The 23,163-nt window shown below is 65.8% G+C and carries 20 protein-coding genes; 13 read left to right on the plus strand and 7 right to left on the minus strand.

All coding sequences use genetic code 11. The features are described 5' to 3' along the window. Window positions 1-173: 173 nt before the first annotated feature. From U5A52_RS38715 to U5A52_RS38725, 3 genes are all read right to left on the minus strand, one after another. Window positions 174-545, minus strand: coding sequence for an SMR family transporter (locus U5A52_RS38715; protein ID WP_158757904.1), 372 nt, complete (start codon window positions 543-545; stop codon window positions 174-176). A gap of 137 nt (window positions 546-682) precedes the next feature. After that, the gene (locus tag U5A52_RS38720; protein ID WP_321939437.1) at window positions 683-2,374 is read right to left on the minus strand and encodes a glycosyltransferase family 39 protein; all 1,692 of its coding nucleotides are present in this window, start codon (window positions 2,372-2,374) and stop codon (window positions 683-685) included. Window positions 2,375-2,534: 160 nt separating this feature from the next. Then, complete coding sequence (locus U5A52_RS38725; protein ID WP_321917233.1) at window positions 2,535-2,909, minus strand: Mth938-like domain-containing protein; 375 nt, start codon at window positions 2,907-2,909, stop codon at window positions 2,535-2,537. A 534-nt stretch (window positions 2,910-3,443) separates the two neighbouring features. Between U5A52_RS38725 and U5A52_RS38730 the strand changes: the two genes are divergently transcribed. From U5A52_RS38730 to U5A52_RS38755, 6 genes are all read left to right on the plus strand, one after another. Beyond that, entirely contained in the window at window positions 3,444-4,682 is a 1,239-nt protein-coding gene (locus U5A52_RS38730; RefSeq protein WP_321917231.1) for a pyridoxal phosphate-dependent aminotransferase, read from the plus strand. 61 nt (window positions 4,683-4,743) lie between these two features. After that, on the plus strand, window positions 4,744-6,075 hold the full coding sequence (locus U5A52_RS38735; protein WP_321939439.1) for a homoserine dehydrogenase: 1,332 nt from the start codon (window positions 4,744-4,746) through the stop codon (window positions 6,073-6,075). Between the two features lie 10 nt (window positions 6,076-6,085). After that, complete coding sequence (gene thrC, locus U5A52_RS38740; RefSeq protein WP_321939441.1) at window positions 6,086-7,537, plus strand: threonine synthase; 1,452 nt, start codon at window positions 6,086-6,088, stop codon at window positions 7,535-7,537. 296 nt (window positions 7,538-7,833) lie between these two features. After that, window positions 7,834-9,060 carry a gephyrin-like molybdotransferase Glp gene (gene glp, locus U5A52_RS38745; protein ID WP_321939483.1) on the plus strand — a complete coding sequence of 409 codons (1,227 nt, stop codon included), beginning with the start codon at window positions 7,834-7,836 and terminating at the stop codon, window positions 9,058-9,060. Between the two features lie 12 nt (window positions 9,061-9,072). Then, a complete protein-coding gene (gene moaD / locus U5A52_RS38750; RefSeq protein WP_233881646.1) occupies window positions 9,073-9,330 on the plus strand; it encodes a molybdopterin converting factor subunit 1 in 258 nt (85 codons plus the stop codon). Window positions 9,331-9,349: 19 nt separating this feature from the next. Beyond that, a complete protein-coding gene (locus tag U5A52_RS38755; protein ID WP_321917225.1) occupies window positions 9,350-9,832 on the plus strand; it encodes a molybdenum cofactor biosynthesis protein MoaE in 483 nt (160 codons plus the stop codon). A 102-nt stretch (window positions 9,833-9,934) separates the two neighbouring features. Here the strand turns inward: U5A52_RS38755 and U5A52_RS38760 are convergent, their stop codons facing one another. Beyond that, the gene (locus U5A52_RS38760; protein WP_321939443.1) at window positions 9,935-10,495 is read right to left on the minus strand and encodes a group III truncated hemoglobin; all 561 of its coding nucleotides are present in this window, start codon (window positions 10,493-10,495) and stop codon (window positions 9,935-9,937) included. Window positions 10,496-10,712: 217 nt separating this feature from the next. Between U5A52_RS38760 and U5A52_RS38765 the strand changes: the two genes are divergently transcribed. Together U5A52_RS38765 and clpB are read left to right on the plus strand one after the other, a co-directional pair. Next, window positions 10,713-11,213: an Rrf2 family transcriptional regulator gene (locus U5A52_RS38765; RefSeq protein ID WP_321917239.1), complete on the plus strand. Its 501-nt coding sequence runs from the start codon at window positions 10,713-10,715 to the stop codon at window positions 11,211-11,213. A gap of 241 nt (window positions 11,214-11,454) precedes the next feature. Continuing rightward, window positions 11,455-14,052, plus strand: a complete 2,598-nt coding sequence (clpB, locus tag U5A52_RS38770; RefSeq protein WP_321939446.1) for an ATP-dependent chaperone ClpB — start codon at window positions 11,455-11,457, stop codon at window positions 14,050-14,052. Window positions 14,053-14,175: 123 nt separating this feature from the next. Here the strand turns inward: clpB and U5A52_RS38775 are convergent, their stop codons facing one another. The 3 genes from U5A52_RS38775 to U5A52_RS38785 all read right to left on the minus strand — a co-directional run bounded on the left by U5A52_RS38775 (window position 14,176) and on the right by U5A52_RS38785 (window position 17,558). After that, window positions 14,176-14,724: a YidB family protein gene (locus U5A52_RS38775; protein WP_415774123.1), complete on the minus strand. Its 549-nt coding sequence runs from the start codon at window positions 14,722-14,724 to the stop codon at window positions 14,176-14,178. A 16-nt stretch (window positions 14,725-14,740) separates the two neighbouring features. Next, entirely contained in the window at window positions 14,741-15,328 is a 588-nt protein-coding gene (locus U5A52_RS38780; RefSeq protein WP_321917218.1) for a helix-hairpin-helix domain-containing protein, read from the minus strand. A gap of 217 nt (window positions 15,329-15,545) precedes the next feature. After that, window positions 15,546-17,558: a sigma-54-dependent Fis family transcriptional regulator gene (locus tag U5A52_RS38785; protein ID WP_321917217.1), complete on the minus strand. Its 2,013-nt coding sequence runs from the start codon at window positions 17,556-17,558 to the stop codon at window positions 15,546-15,548. Between the two features lie 488 nt (window positions 17,559-18,046). Between U5A52_RS38785 and U5A52_RS38790 the strand changes: the two genes are divergently transcribed. The 5 genes from U5A52_RS38790 to U5A52_RS38810 all read left to right on the plus strand — a co-directional run bounded on the left by U5A52_RS38790 (window position 18,047) and on the right by U5A52_RS38810 (window position 23,162). Continuing rightward, window positions 18,047-19,114: an ATP-NAD kinase family protein gene (locus U5A52_RS38790; protein ID WP_321939448.1), complete on the plus strand. Its 1,068-nt coding sequence runs from the start codon at window positions 18,047-18,049 to the stop codon at window positions 19,112-19,114. A gap of 49 nt (window positions 19,115-19,163) precedes the next feature. Further along, entirely contained in the window at window positions 19,164-19,940 is a 777-nt protein-coding gene (locus tag U5A52_RS38795) for an SDR family NAD(P)-dependent oxidoreductase (RefSeq protein ID WP_321939450.1), read from the plus strand. 67 nt (window positions 19,941-20,007) lie between these two features. Then, complete coding sequence (locus U5A52_RS38800; protein ID WP_321917211.1) at window positions 20,008-20,985, plus strand: thiamine pyrophosphate-dependent dehydrogenase E1 component subunit alpha; 978 nt, start codon at window positions 20,008-20,010, stop codon at window positions 20,983-20,985. Window positions 20,986-21,031: 46 nt separating this feature from the next. Beyond that, window positions 21,032-22,036 (plus strand): alpha-ketoacid dehydrogenase subunit beta, encoded by a 1,005-nt coding sequence (locus U5A52_RS38805; RefSeq protein WP_321917209.1) that lies wholly within the window; start codon window positions 21,032-21,034, stop codon window positions 22,034-22,036. A 4-nt stretch (window positions 22,037-22,040) separates the two neighbouring features. Then, the gene (locus U5A52_RS38810; RefSeq protein ID WP_321939451.1) at window positions 22,041-23,162 is read left to right on the plus strand and encodes an acetoin dehydrogenase dihydrolipoyllysine-residue acetyltransferase subunit; all 1,122 of its coding nucleotides are present in this window, start codon (window positions 22,041-22,043) and stop codon (window positions 23,160-23,162) included. Window position 23,163 lies beyond the last annotated feature (1 nt).

Below are 23,163 nucleotides of genomic sequence, written 5' to 3' on the forward strand. Positions count from 1 at the left end.
CGGTCGACTGCGGAGAAGACTGGGTCATGAGTGCTTTACTCTTTGCTCGTCAGAAAGTGGGGCCGGGCAGCAAGGCCGCCGCGGCGCATCTTACGAAATGCTTATATGGGCGCAACAGGCTGCGCTGCAAGCGCTCTCGCAACGCGCGCCGGAGTCGTGCGCGCTGCGGCGCCTTAGCTGCGCGCGAGCACGAACACGCCGATCAGGATGATGCCGATGCCGACGAGCCGCTGCACGCTCATCACCTCGCCGAACAGATACCACGCCGCGAACGCGTTGACCACGTAGCCGAGCGAGAGCATCGGGTAGGCAATCGAGACATCCACGCGCGAGAGCCCGACGATCCACACGACCACGCTGAACACGTAGCACGTGAGGCCGCCGAGAATCGGCACTTGCGTCGCGAGCTTCAGGCCAATGGGCAAGATGTTCGCACGGCTGAATTCGAAGTGTCCAACGGCATTGACACCCGCTTTCAGCAACAGTTGCGCACAGGCGTTCAGGCCGACGCCGGCGAGGATGCAGATCAGGGAAATCGGATTCATCGAGAAGGGTGATTCAACGGGTTATCGGGTTGCGACGGGAAGGCCGGCGTGAGCTGGCCGCCGCCGCGCGGCCAGCCCGATTATCGCGCATGCGTCAATCGGGGCCAGCAAGGTGCCAGGGAGGTGCCAGAAAGCGCTCAGGATTGCGGCTTCTCGACGATCACGCGCCGCGCGTCGCGGGCGATCACCTGCATCGGCAGGCCCTGCGCAGCCAGTTCCTCGTAGCGCTTCACCGGAATCAGCGCGAGCGCGTAGCGGTCGGCTTTCCAGCGCGCTTCCCAGTCGGCGATGGTCGGCACCCATTTTTGCGGTTCCTCGGAGATGCCGAAGGCAAGCTCGTCGGTGACTTCGACCATCGTCATCGTGTGGCGCACGTAGAAGGGCATGGTGTGGTCGAGTACGCCCACGGAGTAAAAGGGCGTATCGGGCGGCAGCTTCGCAATGGCAGCGCGCACCGCGGGTGCGAGCGGCGCGCCGGAACTCAGCGTGCCGAACACATCGTGGCCCGTGCCCGCGATGGTCGCGAGCAGCAGCCAGGCCGTGCCGAGCGCGAGCGCCGGCGCGCGCGCGCCGGTTTCGGGCGTCCGCTTCGCGCGGTTCAGGCGCAGGCCGACCATCGTGACGACGAAGGCCACCGCCGCAGCGGCGAACACCCACACCTGGAACTCGCGGTAGAGCGCGTTGGGGTTGCGCGCGTCGCCAAGATGCGTGAGCACGAACGAGCCCCCCATCAGCACGACGGCGAGAAGCGCGTAGCCCGCAAGGTGCTTGTTCCACTGCGCGCGCGTCATGACCGGCAGATACATGCCGATGATGAGCGCAACCGGCGGCGCGATCGGCAGGACGTAGGAAACGAGCTTCGAGTGCGAAGCGCTGAAGAACAGAAAAATGAACACCGTCCACACGAGCATTAGCACGACGGGCGAGAAACCGTTGGGCTGGCGCGGCGCGCGCAGCGCATGGCGCACACTCTGCACGCTCACCGAAAGCCACGGCAGGAAGCCCACCAGCATGACCGGCACAAAGTAGTAAAACGGGCCGGGACGGTTCTGCGCGGGCGTGAGGTAGCGCTGGAACTGCTGGACGATGAAGAAGAAGTTGAAGAACTCGGGATTGCGCTGCTGCACGAGGATGAACCACGGCGCAACGATCGCGAAGAACACGATCAGGCCGCTCACGAGATACAGACGCTTCCAGAGCGCCCAGTCGCGCGAAATCGCGGTATAGAGCACGAGCACCGCGCCCGGGAGGATCAGGCCGACCAGGCCCTTGGAGAGCACCGCCATCGCCATGGCCGCCCAGCACACCCACATCCACAGGCGTGCGTGGTTTTTGGGCAGGGTCGGGCGCTGGGCGAGCAGCAGCGCGCACAACGTGAGCTGCATCCAGAACGACAGGCCCATGTCGAGCGTGTTGAAGTGGCCCATCAGGTTCCAGTACGGCGCGCAGGCGAGCACGACCGCGGCGAAGAAACCTGTGGCGGCATTGAACACGCGCGCGCCGGTGAAGCCGATCAGCAGCACGCCGGCGAAGCCGGTGAGCGCCGTGTAGAGGCGCGCCTGCCATTCGCCGATGCCGAACCACGCGAACGTGAGCGCGTTCATCCAGGTTTGCAGCGGCGGCTTCTCGAAGTACTTGTAGTCGTTGTAGCGCGGCGTGATCCAGTCGCCGGTCGCGAGCATTTCGCGCGCCATTTCGGCGTAACGGCCTTCGTCGCTCGGCAGCAGGTGGCGCCAGCCGAGCGGCAGGAACCAGATCACGGCGAAGGCGAGGATCAGGAGCAGGATCGCGCTGCGGTTGAGCGGTAGCCTCGATGGCGTATCGTTCATGGGTTTCAGCCTGTTCTTGTTGCAGTCGTTGCGGTCGGGATGCGGGCGTGTGCGCCAGGCACGCGCGGCGCCTGTGCCACGCCCGGCGCGCGCGCTTCGCACGCGGCGCGCAAGTGTACTACGCCGCCGTTCGGCGACCTGAAGGCAAGCTTAAGGCGCGTCAGCTTTCGATCAGAAGCGCGGCCGCCACGCGGCGGCCTTCGGCCATGAGGATGTTGTAGGTGCGGCAAGCTGCCTTGAAATCCATCGCCTCGACGCCAATGCGTTTCGCGGCGAGCGCCGCGGTCAGGCGCGGGTGCGGAAAACGCAGCCGCTCGCCGCTGCCGAACACCACCACCTCGGGGTTCAGCGGCAGAAGCATCTCGAAGAGTTCGGGCGTGAGGGCGTCGAACGCGTGCACCGGCCAGGGCGTGACCGGCGATTCGGGCATCACGATGATGCTGCCCGCGTGGCGTTCGAGGTTCACTTCGACGTAGTCGGCGCCGTAACCGGTCACGGTGTTCAGCGCGGCACTGGAGTCCTGGTGTAGTTTCAAAACGGGGTTCCGGGATAAGGGCAGGCCGGGTGCGCGAGCGAGGGGGCGCCTATCCTGTGCCGGCGCCGGTCTCGGCGCGAACCGCCTTGTCGCCCGCGCCGTATAGCCCGCCGTCACCCGTTTCGCGACCCGCCTCCTGGCCGATTGCGCATTGCGGAAGTTGGTCAAAATCCGCTAAATTATAACTTTTTAGCCGCCGCTGCGGCGGTGAGCGGGGGAGCCCGCGCCGGCAACCGCTACGCGCGCCATCCGCGCATCGGGCAAGGGCAGCCACAAGCTGCCGGGGCGGTCTGAGGTGATCTCAACGGACGCTTGGCGTGGCGTTGTGAGTGCGCCTGGCGCTTCCTCGCAATCGTGCACGGCTTTTGTCTCGCCGGGGGCGCGCCTCCGGCTCCCTTGTATGTCTTGTCCGCCAGGGCGCCATCCGCCGGCCGGTCGACGGCATTTCAGCCTGTTCCAGCCCTTTTACCGCGTCTGACTCGTCTCCGACGCCCTGACTGATTCTTTGACCGATTTTCTGACCGACAGCCCGCCGTGAAACCGATTCTCAAATCCAACAAGCTGCAGAACGTTTGCTACGACATCCGCGGGCCGGTGCTCGAGCACGCGAAGCGCCTCGAAGAAGAAGGCCATCGCATCATCAAGCTGAACATCGGCAACCTCGCGCCGTTCGGTTTCGACGCGCCCGACGAGGTCATTCAGGACATGATCCTGAACCTGCCGGGCTCCTCGGGGTATTCGGATTCGAAGGGCGTCTTCGCCGCGCGCAAGGCGATCATGCATTACGCGCAGCAAAAGGGCATCAAGGGCGTCGAGCTCGACGACATCTACATCGGCAATGGCGCGTCCGAACTGATCGTGATGGCCATGCAGGCGCTGCTGAACGACGGCGACGAAGTGCTGCTGCCCGCGCCCGACTATCCGCTCTGGACGGCGGCGGTGAGCCTGTCGGGCGGCACGCCCGTGCACTATATCTGCGACGAGTCGAACGCGTGGATGCCCGACCTCGACGACATTCGCGCGAAGATCACGCCGAACACGCGCGCGCTCGTCGTGATCAACCCGAACAACCCTACCGGCGCGCTCTATTCGGACGACCTGCTGCGCGGGCTTGTGACGATTGCGCGCGAGTACGGCCTGATCCTGTTCGCCGACGAGGTCTACGACAAGATCATCTACGACGGCAAGACGCACACGGCGCTCGGGTCGCTCTCGGAAGACGTGATCACGGTCACGCTCAACAGCCTCTCCAAAAGCTATCGCGCGTGCGGCTACCGCGCGGGCTGGATGTTCCTCTCGGGCATGACGGGCGAAAACCGCCGCCGCTCGAAGGACTACACGGAAGGCCTCGGCATTCTCGCTTCGATGCGCCTGTGCGCGAACGTGCCGGGCCAATACGCGATCCAGACGGCGCTGGGCGGCTATCAGAGCATCAACGAGCTGATCCAGCCGGGCGGGCGCCTCTATCGTCAGCGCGAGCTGGCGTACAACATGCTCACGGCCATTCCGGGCGTGACCTGCGTGAAACCCGAGGCGGCGCTCTACATGTTCCCGCGCCTCGACCCGAAGCTCTATCCGATCGAGAACGACCAGCAGTTCATCCTCGATCTGCTGTTGCAGGAGCGCGTGCTGCTCGTGCAGGGCACGGGTTTCAACTGGAAGCAGCCGGACCACTTCCGCGTGGTGTTCCTGCCGAACGTCGACGACCTGACCGATTCGATCAACCGCATTGCGCGCTTCCTCGACGGTTATCGTCAGCGGCACGGCACCTGAGTCGCACCTGACTCGCGCCAAACGTATTCCCTTTACAAACACTTAGACGAACACACGCTGCATGGAACCGATCAAAGTAGGTCTCTTGGGCTTCGGCACGGTGGGCAGCGGCACCTTCACGGTACTGCGCCGCAACCAGGAAGAAATCAAACGCCGCGCGGGCCGCGGCATCGAGGTGGCGCGCATTGCCGTGCGCAACCCGGCCAAGGCCACGGCGGCGCTCGGCACTGAGGCCGGCAGCGTCGACCTGACGACCGACTTCAACGCCGTGGTCGACGACCCCTCGATTTCGATCATCGCCGAAATGATCGGCGGCACGACGCTCGCCAAGGATCTCGTGCTGCGCGCGATCGCCAGCGGCAAGCACGTGGTCACGGCGAACAAGGCGCTGCTGGCGGTGCATGGCACCGAAATCTTCGAAGCGGCGCGCGCCAAGGGCGTGATGGTCGCATTCGAGGCGGCGGTGGCGGGCGGCATCCCCATCATCAAGGCGCTGCGCGAAGGCCTCACGGCCAACCGCATCCAGTACATCGCCGGCATCATCAACGGCACGACGAACTACATCCTCTCGGAAATGCGCGAGCGCGGGCTCGACTTCGCGACCGCACTGAAGGCCGCGCAGGAACTGGGCTACGCCGAAGCCGATCCGACCTTCGACATCGAAGGCGTGGACGCCGCGCACAAGGCCACCATCATGAGCGCGATCGCGTTCGGCGTGCCGGTGCAGTTCGACAAGGCTTACGTGGAAGGCATCAGCAAGCTCGACGCCATCGACATCAAGTACGCGGAAGAACTGGGCTATCGCATCAAGCTGCTCGGCATTGCGCGCCGCACCGAGCGCGGCATCGAGCTGCGCACGCATCCCACGCTGATTCCGGCCAAGCGCCTGCTCGCGAACGTGGAAGGCGCAATGAACGCCGTGGTCGTGCATGGCGACGCCGTGGGTACGACGCTCTACTACGGCAAGGGTGCGGGCGCTGAGCCGACGGCCTCGGCCGTGGTCGCCGACCTCGTGGACGTCACGCGTCTGCACACGGCCGACCCCGAGCACCGCGTGCCGCATCTGGCATTCCAGCCGGACAGCCTTTCGAACACGCCGATCCTGCCGATCGACGAAGTCACGAGCGGCTATTACCTGCGCCTGCGCGTGGCCGACCAGACCGGCGTGATGGCCGCCATCACGCGTATCCTGGCCGACAGCGGCATCTCGATCGACGCGCTGCTGCAGAAGGAAGCGGAGCAGGTCGACGCGCAGGGCAAGGCGGAAACCGACATCATCCTGATCACGCACGAGACGGTCGAGAAGAACGTCAACGCGGCGATCGCGCAGATCGAAACGCTTGCGACGGTGAAGTCGCCGGTCACGAAGCTGCGTATGGAAGGACTGAACTAAGGCAAGGGCTATGAATTACGTATCCACGCGCGGCGCGGGCGCCGGCGAGCATCACTCGTTTTCCGACATCCTGCTGGGCGGTCTCGCGCGCGACGGCGGCCTGTACCTGCCGGCCGAGTATCCGCAAATCGGCAAGGAAGAACTCGCGCGCTGGCGCGGCCTCTCGTACGCGGATCTCGCGTTCGAGATCCTCTCGAAGTTCGCCGGCGACATTCCTGCCGACGACCTGCGCGACATCACGCGCCGCACCTACACGGGCGAGACGTACCGCAACGTGCGCCACGGCGAAGACGCGAGCAAGATCACGCCGCTCACCACGCTCGGCGAGGAGAACGGCGCGAAACTGTCGCTGCTCGAACTCTCGAACGGTCCGACGCTTGCGTTCAAGGACATGGCGATGCAGCTGCTCGGCAACCTGTTCGAGTACGCGCTCGCGAAGGCCGGCCAGGAGCTGAACATTCTCGGCGCGACGTCGGGCGACACCGGCAGCGCCGCTGAATACGCCATGCGCGGCAAGAAGGGCGTGCGCGTGTTCATGCTCTCGCCGCACAAGAAGATGAGCGCGTTCCAGACCGCGCAGATGTTCAGCCTGCAAGACCCGAACATCTTCAACCTCGCCGTGGAAGGCGTGTTCGACGACTGCCAGGACATCGTCAAGGCCGTTTCGAACGATCACGCGTTCAAGGCGCAGCAGAAGATCGGCACGGTCAACTCGATCAACTGGGCGCGCGTCGTGGCCCAGGTCGTGTACTACTTCGCCGGTTACTTCGCGGCGACGCAGTCGAATGACGAACGTGTTTCGTTCACGGTGCCTTCGGGCAACTTCGGCAATGTGTGCGCGGGTCATATCGCGCGCATGATGGGTCTGCCGATCGAAAAGCTCGTGGTCGCGACCAACGAGAACGACGTGCTCGACGAGTTCTTCCGCACTGGCATCTACCGCGTGCGCGGCTCGGCGGAGACGTATCACACGACGAGCCCGAGCATGGATATCTCGAAGGCGTCGAACTTCGAGCGCTTCGTGTACGACCTGCTGGGCCGCGATCCGGCGCGCGTGACGCAACTGTTCCGCGACGTGGAGGAGAAGGGCGGTTTCGATCTCGTGGCGAGCGGCGACTTCGTGCGCGTGCAGCAGTTCGGTTTCGTGTCGGGCCGCAGCACCCACGACGACCGCATCGCGACGATCCGCGACGTCTACTCGCGCTACAAGACGATGATCGACACCCATACCGCCGACGGCGTGAAGGTCGCCCGCGAGCATCTGCAGCCGGGTGTGCCGATGATCGTGCTCGAAACCGCACAGCCGGTGAAGTTCGGCGAGACGATTCGCGAGGCGCTCGACCGCGAGCCGGAGCGTCCGGCCGCATTCGACGGGCTGGAGGCGCTGCCGCAGCGCTTCGAAGTCGTGCCCGCCGATGCAAAGCGCGTGAAGGACTATATCGCCGCTCATACGGCAGACTGATCGGCGCGGCCGGGGCCGGATCCGCCTCCGGTCCTGGCGCGTCGACATCGCATCAGCATCTATGCGGCGGCGGGTTGCTCGAACCCGCCCGCTGCAACACGCCAGCCGACCTGCGCATTCGCCTGCATGGCGCGCCAGGGATATCCACGGCATAAGGCGCAGCGCGCCCATCGCGCCGCTACAATAAGGGCAGACCAACCGCTGCTGGCGGCCCGCCCGCCAAGTCCGAGACGACCTCGATGTCCACGCCTACGTCCCCGTCTTCCGCTGCGCCGGCGCCCGCGCCGCGCGCGCCGATGCTCTCCACCGCCGACGCCCTTGCCACGCTGCTCGCGGCGGCGACGTCGCTTGCCGGCACCGAAACGATTTCGACGTTCGACGCGCTGAACCGCGTGCTTGCCGCGGACGTCGTCTCGCCGCTCGACGTGCCGCCGATGAATACGAGCGCAATGGACGGCTATGCGGTGCGCGTGGCCGATCTCGCGCAAGGCAGCCGCCATCTGCCGGTTTCGCAGCGCATTCCCGCGGGCCACGCGCCACAGCCGCTCGCGGCGGGCACGGCGGCGCGCATTTTCACGGGCGCGACGGTGCCGCCGGGCGCCGACGCCGTGGTCATGCAGGAGCAGACCGAGGCGGCGGAAGGCGCCGTCACCTTCCTGCACGCGCCGAAGGCGGGCGAATGGATCACGGCGCAGGGCGCGGACATCCGCAAGGACACGGTCATCCTGCCGGCGGGCACGCGCCTCACGCCTGCGGCGCTCGGGCTCGCGGCATCGGTGGGCTGTGCGGCGCTGACCGTCGTGCGCCGCGTGAAGGTCGCCGTGTTCTTCACCGGCGACGAGCTGACGATGCCTGGCGAGCCGCTCAAGCCCGGTGCCATTTACAACTCGAACCGCTTCACGCTCACGGGCCTCTTGCGCAACCTCGGCTGCGAGGTCACCGACTACGGCATCGTGCCGGACCAACTCGACGTCACGCGCGCGACGCTGCGCGAGGCGGCCGCCGCTCACGATCTCATCCTCACGTCGGGCGGCGTGTCGGTGGGCGAGGAGGATCACGTGCGGCCCGCCGTGGAGGCCGAAGGCCGCATCAACCTGTGGCAGATCGCCATGAAGCCGGGCAAACCGCTTGCGTTCGGTGCGGTGCGTCGTGCGCAAGGGGCAACGAATGCGCAAGCGGGCGAGGCGTTCTTCATCGGGCTGCCGGGCAACCCGGTTTCGAGTTTCGTCACCTTCCTGCTGTTCGTGCGTCCGTTCCTGCTGCGTCTCGCGGGTGCGACGCACGTCAGCCCCCGCGCGCTCTCGCTGCGCGCCGACTTCACCCAGACGAAGGGCGACCGCCGCAACGAATTCCTGCGCGCGCGCGTGAACCCGGCTGGCGGTCTCGACCTGTTCTCGAACCAGAGTTCGGCCGTGCTGACCTCCACGGTCTGGGGCGACGGCCTCATCGACAATCCGCCCAACCATGCGATCAGCGCGGGCGAGACCGTGCGCTTCATTCCGTTCACCGAATTGCTGTACTGAAAGCCTTAACCGATGAAGATCCAGCTGAAGTTTTTTGCGAGTGTGCGCGAGGCGTTGGGCGTCGCGGACGAAACGGTCACGCTGCCTGAAGGCATCGTCACGGTCGGCGACGTGCGCGGCTGGCTGCGCGCGCGCGGCGGCGTGTGGGCCGAGACGCTGGCGGAAGGCCGCGCGCTGCGCATGGCGTGCAATCACGTGATGACCGACCCGCGCACGCGCATTACCGAGGGCTGCGAAGTCGCGTTTTTCCCGCCGGTGACGGGCGGCTGAGCGCGGCAGGAGATTTACGATGCCCGTACGCGTACAAACGGAAGATTTCGACCTCAGCACCGAGGTTGCGCAACTGCGCGCGCGCAATCCGGCGATCGGCGCGGTGGCGTGCTTCGTTGGCACCGTGCGCGACCTGAACGACGGCAGCACGATCGCCTCGCTCGAACTCGAGCACTATCCAGGCATGACCGAGAAGGCGCTGGAGGCGATCGTCGAGGCGGCGCAGCGGCGCTGGGCGGGCATCGAGGTGCTGATCGTGCACCGGGTGGGCAAGCTCGCGCCGCTCGACCAGATCGTGCTGGTCGCGACGACCTCGAAGCATCGCGGCGACGCCTTCGCGTCCTGCGAGTTCGTGATGGACTACCTCAAGACCGAGGCGCCGTTCTGGAAGAAGGAAGAAACAGAGCAGGGCGCGCGCTGGGTCGACGCACGCGAGAGTGACGATGCGGCGCTGGCGCGCTGGGGCGTGGCGTCGGGGAATGTTTCGCGGGAATCCAGCTAGGCGGTTGTTCGCCGGGCGCAGGCGGGCCGATCTTATCCGGCCACCTTGCCCGCCTAACGCAACTAACTGCCTAACTCACCCTCTCGCTAGAAGCAGACAGGCTTACTCCGCCGCCGTGTTCTCGTCGACATCCATCTGGCGGCCAACGAAACGGGCTGGAAACGGCTCGCCGCTTGGGCGCGTAGGCAAGTCATGGCCGTGCCCGGCGGGCCGCCTGCGCGGCGCTACGCGATCGAGGATCGCCTGTTGCTCGGGCGGAATCGTGTAGTCCCAGCCGAAGCGGCTCAGTTGCAGGCTTTGCGCAATGCGCAGTGCGGGCTCCATGAACTGCACCGCCGCAGCGGGCTCGTAGCGTGCCTGTACGGTATCGAGGAAGAGATAGAGCCAGCGGCTGAAATGCTGCGGCTCGACGCCCGGCACAGGATCGTGTGCCTGCTGCACATTGCCGCGGTAGGTCTTGGTGCCGAGCACGAGGCTCGACCAGAAGCGGCACATCTTCGGCAAATGTTCGTCCCAACGCCCGGCCAGCACGCCGTCGAACACCGGGCCGAGCATGGCGTCGTCGCGTACGCGGTCGTAGAACGCGTAGACCAGTTCGCGGATGTTTTCTTCGGTTGGCTCGGCGTGCGGAGTGCCGGGAGTGCGGATTTCGGGGTGAGTCATTTGGGGCCTGGGCGATACCTGGAGTGCATGGAGTGTAGCGGGCGGCGGTGCGCCGGTACGTCAGCACACTGCGGCCGTGAGCCGCAGGTACGCTGCCAGGCACTGCGAAGTGACCATTGAAGTGCCCATGATACCCAGTCCGGGCAAAACCTGCATGCTAACTGCATGTTATTGTATGGGTTCTGTCACCCGCATCAGCGCCGTCATTGCCCCCGCCATGAGACTGACCGACTACACCGACTACTCGTTACGCGTGATGTTGTATCTCGCGCTGCGTCGCGACAGCCTGGCCACGATCCAGGAGATTTCGGACGCCTACGGCGTGTCGAAGAATCATCTGATGAAAGTGGTGCAACGCCTTGGAGAACTCGGCTGGGTCGATACCATTCGCGGGCGCAACGGCGGCTTGCGGCTCGCGCCGGCCTCGCTCGATCTGACCGTCGGCGCGGTCGTTCGTCAGACCGAGAGCGACTTCTCGCTGGTCGGCTGCTTTCCGGACGAACACGGCGAGCGGCGTAGCTGCATCATCGAGCCGCAGTGCAGGCTCAAGCACGCGTTGGCGGCGGCGCGCGATGCGTTCCTCGCGGAACTCGACCGTCACACGATCGGCGAACTCGCGCAGCCGGCAGACGCATTGACCGGCCTGCTCGGCCTCGCACCGATCCAGTTCATGCCGCGCGTGCAGACGGCTCGGCCCGCGTCTTCGCGCGAGCATTGAGGGGCGCGTTGGCGCCTCGTTCTCACACACCTGTTCTTCGCCTCGCAGCGGCGCTTTGCCTCGCACGGCCCCGGCCGCCTCTCAGTCATCCCCCGTTTTCTCACGCCTCGGCAACGTTGCTGGCGGCCGCTGCGCGCGCTCGAATGCCGAAAATCGGAAAAAATGACGCCAGAGCGCTTGAAACCGGCGTGTCCCCCCTCAAATTTGGTGACAGTCTAGAAATCTGGAGGTCTCGCATCAAATGAGAATCGACAAACTCACCACCAAGTTCCAGGAAGCCATCGCCGACGCGCAAAGCTTGGCGGTTGGCCACGATAACCAGTACATCGAACCCGTCCACCTGCTGGCTGCGCTCGTCGCGCAGCAGGACGGCTCCGCGCGCTCGCTCATGTCGCGCGCCGGCGTGCAGGTACAGGCGCTGCAGAACGCACTGAACGACGCGATCAACCGTTTGCCGCAGGTGCAGGGCACCGACGGCAACGTGCAGATCGGCCGTGAACTCACGGGTCTGCTCAATCAGGCCGACAAGGAAGCGCAAAAGCTCAACGACACGTATATCGCGAGCGAGATGTTCCTGCTCGCCGTTTCCGAGGACAAGGGCGAAGCCGGTCGTCTAGCGCGCCAGCATGGGTTGACGCGCAAGTCGCTCGAAGCCGCGATCGTCGCGGTGCGCGGCGGCGCGCAGGTGCACAGCCAGGACGCCGAGAGCCAGCGTGAGGCGCTCAAGAAGTACACCGTCGACCTGACCGAGCGCGCGCGTTCGGGCAAGCTCGACCCCGTGATCGGCCGCGACGACGAAATCCGCCGCTCGATCCAGATCCTGCAACGCCGCACCAAGAACAACCCGGTGCTGATCGGCGAGCCGGGCGTGGGCAAGACGGCCATCGTCGAAGGCCTCGCGCAGCGCATCGTCAACGGCGAAGTGCCCGAGACGCTCAAGGGCAAGCGCGTGCTCTCGCTTGACATGGCCGCGCTGCTCGCGGGCGCGAAGTATCGCGGCGAGTTCGAGGAGCGCCTGAAGGCCGTGCTCAACGACATCGCGAAGGACGAAGGTCAAACCATCGTCTTCATCGACGAAATCCACACGATGGTGGGCGCGGGCAAGGCCGAAGGCGCCATGGACGCGGGCAACATGCTCAAGCCGGCGCTGTCGCGCGGCGAGCTGCATTGCATTGGCGCGACCACGCTCGACGAATATCGCAAGTACATCGAAAAGGATGCCGCGCTCGAGCGCCGCTTCCAGAAGGTGCTCGTGGATGAACCGTCGGTCGAGGCGACCATTGCGATCCTGCGTGGCCTGAAGGAGAAGTACGAGCTGCACCACGGCGTGGAAATCACCGACCCGGCGATCGTCGCGGCGGCGGAGCTGTCGCATCGCTACATTACCGACCGCTTCCTGCCGGACAAGGCCATCGACCTGATCGACGAAGCCGCTTCGAAGATCAAGATGGAAATCGATTCGAAGCCCGAAGCGATGGACAAGCTCGATCGTCGCCTGATTCAGCTGAAGATCGAGCGCGAGGCCGTCAAGAAGGAAAAGGACGAAGCGTCGCAAAAGCGTTTGCAGCTGATCGAGGAAGAGATCGACCGGCTGAGCCTCGAATATAAGGACCTCGAAGAGATCTGGACTACCGAGAAAGCCGCAGTGCAGGGCGGCGCCCAGATCAAGGAAGAGATCGACCGCGTGCGCGCGGAAATCAATCGCTTCCAGCGCGAAGGCAAGCTCGAGAAGGTCGCGGAACTGCAGTACGGCAAGCTGCCGGAACTCGAAGCGCAGCTCAAGCAGGTCACGCTCGCCGAGGCGAACGAGCAGAACAACCCCACGCGTTTGCGGCTGTTGCGCACGCTGGTGGGCGCCGAGGAAATCGCAGAAGTCGTGTCGCGTTCGACCGGCATTCCCGTGTCGCGCATGATGCAGGGCGAACGCGAAAAGCTGTTGCAGATCGAGGAAAAGCTGCACGAGCGCGTGGTGGGCCAGGACGAGGCCATTACCGCCGTTGCCGATGCGATCCGCCGCTCGCGCGCCGGTCTTTCGGACCCGAACCGGCCGTATGGCTCGTTCCTGTTCCTCGGGCCGACGGGTGTGGGCAAGACCGAGTTGTGCAAGGCGCTGGCGGGCTTCCTGTTCGATTCGGAGGATCACCTCATCCGCATCGACATGAGCGAGTTCATGGAGAAGCACAGCGTGGCACGTCTGATCGGCGCGCCGCCGGGATACGTGGGCTACGAAGAGGGCGGTTATCTGACCGAGGCCGTGCGTCGCAAGCCGTATAGCGTGATCCTGCTCGACGAAGTCGAGAAGGCGCACCCGGACGTGTTCAACGTGCTGCTGCAGGTGCTCGACGACGGCCGCATGACCGACGGCCAGGGCCGCACCGTGGACTTCAAGAACACGGTGATCGTGATGACGTCGAACCTCGGTTCGCACCTCATCCAGGCGATGGCCGGCGAGCCGCAGGAGGCGGTGAAGGACGCCGTGTGGAATGAAGTGAAGCAGCAGTTCCGCCCCGAGTTCCTGAACCGGATCGACGAGGTCGTGGTGTTCCATGCACTCGATCGCACGAATATCGAGTCGATTGCGAAGATCCAGTTGCAGCGTCTGCGCGAGCGTCTGGAGAAGCTCGACATGGAACTCATGGTGTCGGACGACGCGCTCGGTCAGATCGCCAAGGTCGGTTACGACCCGCTGTTTGGGGCACGGCCGCTCAAGCGGGCGATTCAGCAGGAGATCGAGAACCCGGTCGCCAAGCTGATACTCGCGGGCAAGTTTGGACCGAAGGATGTGATTCCGGTCGGCGTGCACGACGGGAAGTTCGTGTTCGAGCGCGTGGTGCACTGAGACGCGTAGCGAAACCCGGGCCAGGCGTGTGCCGTGAGGCGCGCGCCGAGCCGAAACAAGAAGGGCAGCGGAGTGATCCGCTGCCCTTTTTTATGCCTGCAATTTATGGCGCTTAAGCGTCGCTCAGGCCTGCTTGTTGCCGCCGCCAAACAGCGACGCAAGCCCGCCCAGCGTGCCGAGCACGCTTTCGGTGTTGATCTGGCCGCCTTGGGGCACTTCGCCGTTCGGCGTGCCCGCGTTGACCACGTGCGGCAGCACCTGGGCGAGGAGCCCGCTCACCTGGTCGGGCTGCATGCCGACCTTCTGTGCAAGGCCGGAGACGACGTCCGAGCCGAGCACGTTGTGAAGTTGGTCGGCCGAAACAGGCTGGTTCTCGCCGTTGCCGACCCACGACTGCACGACGTCGCCGAGGCCGCCTTGCTGGAACTTCTCGATGAGGCCGTTCAGGCCGCCGGGCTGGTTGTTGACGAACTCCATCGCCGTGGCGATGAGCTGGGCCTGGCCGCCGCCTTGCTGTTGCGATTGCGAACCGAGCAGGGAACCGAGGGTATCTAGCAGACTCATGACGATCTCTCTGAGTGATGGCCGCGACGGGGGACGCGGCCGGTAAGTCGGACGGCGCGCGCGTTGGCGGCGCCGCGATTCGAAGTCCGGCACATGGTGTGCGTGCACCGGTTGATGGCAGCGATCACGCGCCGGAAGCGGCCGCTGCGGACGCGGCCTTGTCCTTCTTCGACTTCTTGGTCTTTTTCGCCTTCGTATCGGATGCCGAGGCAGGTGCTGCCGCAGCGGAGCCCGCTTCCGGCGCACTCGCAGCCGCGGCTGCCGTGTCCTTCTTGCTCTTGTGCTTCGACTTGCCCGCCGCGTCCGAGGCGGCTTGCGCGGTGGTCGCGGCCGCCGGCGTCTGCGCCGTCATCGGATTGGCCGTGGTGGCAGCGGGTGCGGCGGTCGTTGCAGCGGCGCTCTTGCCGCTCTTCGTGCTAGCCGTCTTGCCCGCCGGCGGCGCGGACGAGCCGTTGATCGTGAGCCCTGCCGCCTCGAGGTTCTGCACCGACTTCGGGCCAATGCCCTTGACGCGGTTCGCGAGGTCGTCGGCGTCCTTGAACGGGCCGTTCTTCGTGCGTTCGTCGATGATCGCCTTGGCGTGCACAGGGCCGATGCCCTTGACCGATTCGAGCGCGGTTTCGTCGGCGGTGTTCACTTCCACGGCTGCGGCGAGCGCGGCGGACAGCGACAGGCCGATGGCGAGGAACAGCATCAGCAGCTTCTTGAGCATGGCAATCACTCCATTGAGGGCATTTCAGTTAGCCGGGAACGGACGACGCATCCAGCGGAGGGGCTGCGGTACAAGAATAGGCCAGATGGCCTATTCGTGGATCGCGAGCGCTCGATTTATACCGGTCGAGGTGTGGCAAGTAAATCGCACCGCACAATATTTAATACTTCTGTGCATTTTGGCGACGCCAAATGCCAGGCTGTCAGTGCAATCCGGTTCAAGCGCGGTGCGGCCCGACGATGCCGAGCTTCGCAATGCGCCGATACAGCGTCGCGCGCGAGATGCCTAGCGCCTGCGCGGCGGCGTTCGGACGCCAACGGTGCGCCGTGAGCGCTACGACGATGCGTGCGCGCTCATCTTCGTCGGAGAGCGGCGAGGCTGGCGGCATGCCGGCTGCGGAGCCGGGCGCGGCGGCCGGTGCAAGCTGAGGCAGGCTCGCCGCGAGGTCGGCGCTCAGGTGCTGCGCTTCGACCAGCACGGTGTCGCATACGGCGCATGCGTAGCGCATCGCATTGCGCAGCTGCCGCAGGTTCCCTGGCCACGCGAAGGCCGCGAGCCGCGCGGCGAGCGTGGCGTCGAGCGCGAGCGGACGGCCGGCGGCCTGCGCTTCTTCCGCGAATACCGTGTCGATGAGCATGGCGATGTCGCGCCGCTCACGCAGCGGCGGCAGCGTGAGCACCGCACCGCTCAGCCGGTAGTAGAGATCGTCGCGGAACGTCCCGGCGCTGGCCATTTGCGCGAGGTCCCGGTGCGTGGCGCACACCACGTCGATATCGACGCGCACCGCTGTTTCGCTACCGAGCGGCAAGACTTCGCCCTCGGCGAGCACGCGCAAAAGGCGCGTTTGCAGCGCGAGCGGCATGTCGCCGATTTCGTCGAGAAAGAGCGTGCCGCCGTCGGCCATCGCGATCTTGCCGCGCGCCCCATGGCGGCGCGCGCCCGTGAATGCGCCCGGCGCATAGCCGAACAGCTCGCTCTCGATCAGCGATTCGGGCAGCGCGCCGCAGTTCACGGCGATGAAGGGCCGATTGCGTCGCGCGCTGGCGTCGTGAATCGCGCGTGCGAACACTTCCTTGCCCGCGCCCGTTTCGCCGAGCAGCAGGATCGGCAGGCGCTTGCCCGCCACGCGTTGCGCGATGCGCGCGTTTTCGGCCACGCGTGCATCTGCGCTGCGCAGGAAGGGGCCGAGCGCGCTGCGATCGTATTCGTGCGCGTCGGCGGCGTCGCGCCGCAGCGGCATCGCGCCATGCGCCGCGCTGGCGCCGCCGCTGTGGCCGCTACGTGCGCTGTGTCCGCCGTAACCGCTAGCCCCGAGCGGCGCGCGAATGCGCGCATACAGCATCGAGCCGTTCGCGCGCAGGCGCAGCGCCGCGATGGTTTCGATGCGCCCGATATCGCGCAACTGCACGTGCGACGAATCGAAAATCTCGTCGATATGACGCGGGCCGTCGAGGCACGGCATGCACTCGCGTGCGCGCCGGTTCGCGGCGACCACGTTGCCGTTTTCGTCGAAAGCGATCAGCAGTTCGGGCTGCGCCTCGACGTAGTTGCGATTCTGGTGACCGAAGAGGATCCAGCACGACGCGAGGCGATGCAGGAAATAGCCGTCTTCGATGAGCGTGGCGCTCTGGCGCACGAGCTGGTTGACGATGCGCTGGCTCTCGCGATTGTCGGGCGACTGCACGGCCGAAGCGTCGAGCACGCCAATCAGCTCGCCGCCCGGCGCGAAGATCGGCGCGGCGCTGCACGTGAGCGTGGTGAACGCGGCGCGGAAATGATCGGTCTTGTGCACCGTGATGGGTGCGAGATCGGTGAGCACGTTCGCGATGCCGCAGGTGCCTTCCTCGCTCTCCGACCAGCACGAGCCGATATAGAGCCCGGCGTGCTTGAAGTCGTTGCGGCGCTCGCGGTCGAGTCGATAGTCGATGGTCACGCCATGGGCGTCGGTCAGCATCACGCAGTAATCGGCTTCGCGCACCATATCGTGCAGGCGCGTGAGGCATTGGCCCGAGGCGCGCAGGAAGGACTCCTCGCGATCGCGGATCTCGCGCAGCTCGGCGGCGCTCAGCACGCGCGGACCGATCACGGAGCCGGGGTCCAGCTGATAGCGCTCGAACGAGCGCTGCCACGACGAGACGAGACGCGGCGAATCGGACGGCGCAGGCAGGCGGCCTTCTACGGCGCCGCGCACGCGCTCGGCGTGCCGGGTAGACGCAAGGGCGTAGGGCATGAGCGGTTCCAGACGGTGGCTCGCAATGAGCGTCGGGGTACGTCGGCAAAACGTCGGATTACGTCGGACCGGAAAGCGTTCGGCGGGAGTCTTTTGTAGCACATCCTTTGCGCGCGATCACACCGCAGCGCAGCATGCGAGACGGTTGAGACGATTGTCTCAGCGGCTGCTGTGCCGCATTCCGGCGCGTGACGCCGGGTGTCTCAGCCGCGGCACAGGCAGACCGCGCGGGCGTGTGCGCGTTTTCGTCCGCGCGGGTGGCCGGTTGTGCGCGTGGACGCATTGCGCGTGCGAGACGGCGGCTGAGACGCCACACGCGACGCAAACGGCGCTCGCCCCACGCCATGCCATTGCCGCCGAGCCCCGTCGCGCGGCCTTCTACGCGGATGCAGCGTGTCCTCGCCGTCATTGGCATGACGCTTGCAGAGTTTGCGGGCAAAAGCGGCGCGCAGCAGCTCACAGTGCGACGCCAACAGGAGACAAGACCCGTGACGACGCCCGTGACCGTAGGCGTGATCGCGAACCCCGCATCGGGCCGCGACATCCGCCGTCTCACTTCGCATGCATCTGTCTTTCCCACGGCCGAGAAGGCGAATATGGTCGTGCGCCTGCTCGCGGGCCTGGGCGCGCTCGGCGTCGCTCGGGTGCTCACGCTGCGCGATAACACCGGCGTAGCCGCGCTGTTGCTGCGGGCGATCGGGACGCACGCGGCCATTGCCGCGCACGAGCCCTGGCCCGAGGTTGTATTCGTCGATCTGCCGGTGAGCGAAAGCGTCGCCGATACGCACGCGGGCGTCGATCACATGGTGCGTGAAGAAGTCGCGCTGATCGCGGTGCTGGGTGGCGACGGCACCCATCGCGCCGTCGCCGCGCATTGCGGCGCCACGCCGCTGCTCGCGCTCTCGACCGGCACCAACAACGCCTTTCCCGAACTACGCGAGGCCACCGTCGCGGGCCTCGCGGGCGCGCTCGTCGCGACCGGCGCGGTGCCCGCGGAAGCGGCGCTCTCGCGCAACAAGCGGCTCGTCGCGCGCTGCGTGGAAGGGCCGTCGCGCGGGCGCGACGAAATTGCGCTCGTCGATATTTGCGTGGCGCGTCAGCCTTTCATCGGCGCGCGCGCGATTTCAGAAAGTTCGGATATCGAATCACTTTTCTTGACCTTTGCGCCGCCCGACGGCATCGGCCTTTCGTCGATCGGTGGAGCATGGGCGCCGGTCGGGCGCGATGCCGCGCACGGTCTGCATATGACTTTCGCTGAGCCAGGCGCGCCCGAGGGCGGCGCAGCAGGGGTGCCATTGCTCGCACCGATCGCGCCGGGGCGCGTCGAGCGCCTGACGATGCGCACGTGCCAGCGCCTCGAAGTGGGCGTGGCGCTGCCGCTCGAAGCGGGCCACGGCACGCTCGCGTTCGACGGCGAGCGCGAAATCGAACCGGCGCGCGGCGACCGCTATGAAGTGACGCTCGACTGGCACGGCCCGCTGACCGTCGATGTTGCTCGCACGCTGCGTTACGCGGCGTCGCATCAGTTGTTGCGCGAGGCCGCCGCGCGCGTATAGCGGCCTGGCTTGCTTGCTCCACTCATAACCGAAACAAGGAGACATCGGCATGGACACACCCTTGAAAGGCCAGGTCGCGATCGTGACCGGCGGTGCACGCGGCATCGGCCGCGGCATTGCGCTCACGCTCGCGCAGGCCGGTGCGGACGTATTGCTCGCGGATCTGCTTGAAGAGCCGCTGGCTGCGACGGTCGAAGAGATACGCGCGCTCGGCAGGCGCGCGGCATTCGCCAAGGTCGACGTCACCCAGGCGGCCCAGCTCGAAGGGATGGTCTCGCAGGCGATCTCCGAACTCGGTGGCCTCGATATTCTCGTGAACTGCGCCGGCGTGATTTCGATTAATCCGGTATCCGAATTAACGGAGCGGGACTGGGACTTCGTCATGAACGTCAATGCAAAGGGGGTGTTTCTCGGCTGCAAGGCTGCGTTGACGCATTTCCTCACGCAAAAGCGTGGGCGGATCATCAACGTCGCTTCGATCGCCGGCAAGGAAGGATTTCCGAATCTCGCGCACTACAGCGCCTCGAAATTCGCCGTGGTCGGCTTCACCAACGCGCTCGCCAAGGAGGTTGCGCGCGAAGGCATCACCGTGAATGCGATTTGTCCCGGCATCGTGCGCACATATATGTGGGACCGGCTCTCCGACGAATGGAAGACGCAGGGCGAGAGCGTCGAAGAATCCTGGCAGCGCCATCAGCTCACGCTGATCCCGCAAGGCCGCGCGCAAACACCGGAGGACATGGGGCGGCTCGCGCTGTTCTTCGCAACCATGGACAACATCACGGGCCAGTCGGTGAACATCGACGGCGGTTTCACTTTTCACTAGGAGCAGTGGCATTTCCCGCAGCAGGCGAATCCAGAGCGATACAGCGTAGTCCACCCAGGAGACAACCATGTCACTTCAGTTGAACAAGGAGCAGTTGCTCACCGCGTACCGGTCGATGCGCACGATCCGTGAGTTCGAGGAACGGCTGCACGTCGAATTCGCGACCGGCGAGATTCCAGGCTTCGTGCACCTGTACGCAGGCGAGGAGGCGTCCGCGGTCGGTACGATGAGCCACTTGAACGACACCGATTACGTCGCCACCACGCACCGCGGCCACGGCCACTGCATCGCCAAGGGCGTGGACGTGCACGAAATGATGGCCGAGATCTATGGCCGGACCACGGGCTCGTGCCGCGGCAAGGGCGGCTCGATGCATATCGCCGACTTGTCGAAGGGCATGCTGGGCGCGAACGGCATCGTGGGCGCGGGCGGTCCGCTCACGTGCGGCGCGGCGCTCGCCGCGAAGCAGAAGAAGACGGGCGGCGTGGGCGTGTGCTTCTTTGGCGATGGCGCGTCGAATCAGGGGGTGATCTTCGAGTCGATGAATCTCGCCTCCGTGTGGCGCCTGCCGGTGATCTTCGTCGCGGAAAACAACGGCTACGCCGAGGCGACGTCGTCCACGTGGTCGGTCGCGGCCGACAATATCGCCGACCGCGCGAACGGCTTCGGCATGCCGGGCGTGATCGTCGACGGTTTCGACTTTTTCGCCGTGTACGAGGCTTTGGGCGAAGCCATTGCGCGAGCGCGCAACGGCGGCGGCCCGACGCTCGTGGAAATGAAACTCTCGCGCTATTTCGGCCACTTCGAGGGCGACGCGCAAACCTATCGCGCGCCTGGCGAAGTGCAAAAGCTGCGCGAGGAAAAGGACTGTCTGAAGCGCTTCGAGGAGCGTGTGGTGCGTGCCGAACTCGCAAGCAGCGACGATCTGCGCAAGGTGGACGCCGAAGTGAAGCAACTGATCGACGACGCGGTCACGCAGGCCAAGGCCGCGCCGTTGCCGCCGGCCGAAGCGCTGCTCACCGACGTGTACGTGTCGTATCCCTGAGCGCTGTGCGCTCGGGTCATCAGGATTCCAGATCAAGGAGACGAAAATGGCACGGAAAATTACCTATTCGCAGGCCATCAACGAAGCGCTGGCCCAGGAGATGGGGCGCGACGAGAGCGTGATCGTCATGGGCGAGGACAATGCGGGCGGCGCGGGCGCGCCCGGCGAGCAGGACGCGTGGGGCGGCGTGCTCGGCGTGACGAAGGGCCTTTACGGCAAGTTCCCGGGGCGCGTGCTCGATACGCCGCTCTCGGAAGGCGGCTTCATTGGTACGGCCGTGGGCGCGGCGGCGTGCGGCATGCGGCCGGTGGCGGAGTTGATGTTCATCGACTTCATGGGCGTGTGCTTCGACCAGATATTCAACCAGGCCGCGAAGTTTCGCTACATGTTCGGCGGCAAGGCGGTCACGCCGGTCGTGATCCGCACCATGTATGGCGCAGGCTTGCGCGCGGCGGCGCAGCACTCGCAGATGCTCACCTCGCTCTTCACGCATATTCCGGGGCTGAAAGTCGTATGCCCGGCGACACCTTATGACGCCAAGGGCCTCATGATCGAAGCGATTCGCGACAACGACCCCGTGATCTTCTGCGAGCACAAACTGCTCTACACGATGGAAGGCGATGTTCCGGAGGAATCCTATTCGATTCCGTTCGGCGAGGCCAATATCGCGCGCGACGGCGACGACGTCACGATCGTCACGTATGGGCGCATGGTGCACTACGCGCTCGACGCCGCGCAGAAGCTCGCGAAAGACGGCATCGAAGCAGATGTGATCGACCTGCGCACCACGTCGCCGCTCGACGAGGAAACGATCCTCGAAAGCGCGCGCCGCACGGGCCGCGTCGTGGTCGTGGACGAAGCGAACCCGCGCTGCTCGATCGCAACCGACATTGCCGCGCTCGTCGGTCAGAAAGCGTTCAAGGAGCTGAAGGCCCCGGTCGGCATGGTGACCGCGCCGCATACGCCGGTGCCGTTCGCGGCGTCGCTGGAAGACCTCTACATCCCCTCGGCGGACAAGATTGCCGAAGCCGCGCGCGCAGCAAGGAGCTGAAGTCATGCCGATTCACATGATCACGATGCCCAAATGGGGCCTGTCGATGGAGCAGGGCCAGGTGAACGGCTGGCTCAAATCGCTCGGCGACAAGGTCACCAAGGGAGATGAATTGCTCGATGTCGAATCCGACAAGATCGCGTCGGGGGTGGAGTGCGCGTTCGAGGGCGTGTTGCGGCGGCAGATCGCTCAGGAGGGCGACACGCTGCCCGTGGGCGCGCTGCTAGGCGTAGTAGCCGATGCCGAAGCCGCAGACGCGGATATCGACGCCGCCGTAGCCGAATTCCAGCGCGACTTCGTGCCTGCGCAAGCGGGCGAAGCTGACGCAGGGCCGCAGCCGGAAAAGGCGCAAATCGGCGGCAGGACCATGCGCTACCTGAAGCAGGGTGAAGGCGAGGGCGTGCCGGTCGTGCTGATCCACGGCTTTGGCGGCGATCTCAACAACTGGCTCTTCAACCACACGGATCTGGCGGCGGAGCGTACCGTCTGGGCGCTCGATCTGCCGGGGCACGGCGAGTCGGGTAAGGCGCTCGAGAGCGGCAGCCTCGACGAGCTTGCGCAGAGCGTGATCGCATTCCTCGACGCGCAGAACATCGGCCGGGCGCATCTCGTCGGGCACTCGCTGGGCGGTGCGGTGGCGATGGCGGTGGCCGAGCAGGCGACCGGGCGCGTGGCTTCCCTTGCGCTGATTTCGAGTGCGGGCCTGGGGAGCGAGATCGACAGCGCGTATATCGAGGGCTTCGTCGCGGCGGCGAACCGCAACGCGCTCAAGCCGCACGTGACGAAGCTATTCGCCGATCCCGCATTGGTCACGCGTCAACTCGTCGAAGACCTCGTGAAGTACAAGCGGCTCGAAGGCGTGCAGGCCGCGCTCGGCAAGATCGCCGGGCAGGCGTTCGAGGGCGGCGCGCAGCGGCGCGTGTTCCGCGAGCGCGTTGCCTCGCTCGCGCCGCGCGCGCTCGTGATCTGGGGCGAGGCCGACCAGATCATTCCGGCGCGCCATGCGCAGGGGTTGCCCTCGCAGGTGCGCGTGGAAGTGATCGCGGGCAAGGGGCATATGGTGCAGATGGAGGCCGCGCAGGAAGTCAATCGCCTGCTCAACGCCTTTCTCGACGAAGGAGCCTGAG

It is taken from the genome of Paraburkholderia sp. J8-2 (assembly GCF_905220195.1).
Taxonomy (GTDB): domain Bacteria; phylum Pseudomonadota; class Gammaproteobacteria; order Burkholderiales; family Burkholderiaceae; genus Paraburkholderia.

Coding starts and splice junctions, on each gene's coding strand:
- U5A52_RS38715 (WP_158757904.1), bottom strand. CDS start 545: ATGAATCCGATTTCCCTGATCTGCATCCTCGCCGGCGTCGGCCTGAAC.
- U5A52_RS38720 (WP_321939437.1), bottom strand. CDS start 2,374: ATGAACGATACGCCATCGAGGCTACCGCTCAACCGCAGCGCGATCCTG.
- U5A52_RS38735 (WP_321939439.1), top strand. CDS start 4,744: ATGGAACCGATCAAAGTAGGTCTCTTGGGCTTCGGCACGGTGGGCAGC.
- thrC (WP_321939441.1), top strand. CDS start 6,086: ATGAATTACGTATCCACGCGCGGCGCGGGCGCCGGCGAGCATCACTCG.
- glp (WP_321939483.1), top strand. CDS start 7,834: ATGCTCTCCACCGCCGACGCCCTTGCCACGCTGCTCGCGGCGGCGACG.
- moaD (WP_233881646.1), top strand. CDS start 9,073: ATGAAGATCCAGCTGAAGTTTTTTGCGAGTGTGCGCGAGGCGTTGGGC.
- U5A52_RS38755 (WP_321917225.1), top strand. CDS start 9,350: ATGCCCGTACGCGTACAAACGGAAGATTTCGACCTCAGCACCGAGGTT.
- U5A52_RS38760 (WP_321939443.1), bottom strand. CDS start 10,495: ATGACTCACCCCGAAATCCGCACTCCCGGCACTCCGCACGCCGAGCCA.
- U5A52_RS38765 (WP_321917239.1), top strand. CDS start 10,713: ATGAGACTGACCGACTACACCGACTACTCGTTACGCGTGATGTTGTAT.
- clpB (WP_321939446.1), top strand. CDS start 11,455: ATGAGAATCGACAAACTCACCACCAAGTTCCAGGAAGCCATCGCCGAC.
- U5A52_RS38780 (WP_321917218.1), bottom strand. CDS start 15,328: ATGCTCAAGAAGCTGCTGATGCTGTTCCTCGCCATCGGCCTGTCGCTG.
- U5A52_RS38785 (WP_321917217.1), bottom strand. CDS start 17,558: ATGCCCTACGCCCTTGCGTCTACCCGGCACGCCGAGCGCGTGCGCGGC.
- U5A52_RS38795 (WP_321939450.1), top strand. CDS start 19,164: ATGGACACACCCTTGAAAGGCCAGGTCGCGATCGTGACCGGCGGTGCA.
- U5A52_RS38800 (WP_321917211.1), top strand. CDS start 20,008: ATGTCACTTCAGTTGAACAAGGAGCAGTTGCTCACCGCGTACCGGTCG.
- U5A52_RS38805 (WP_321917209.1), top strand. CDS start 21,032: ATGGCACGGAAAATTACCTATTCGCAGGCCATCAACGAAGCGCTGGCC.
- U5A52_RS38810 (WP_321939451.1), top strand. CDS start 22,041: ATGCCGATTCACATGATCACGATGCCCAAATGGGGCCTGTCGATGGAG.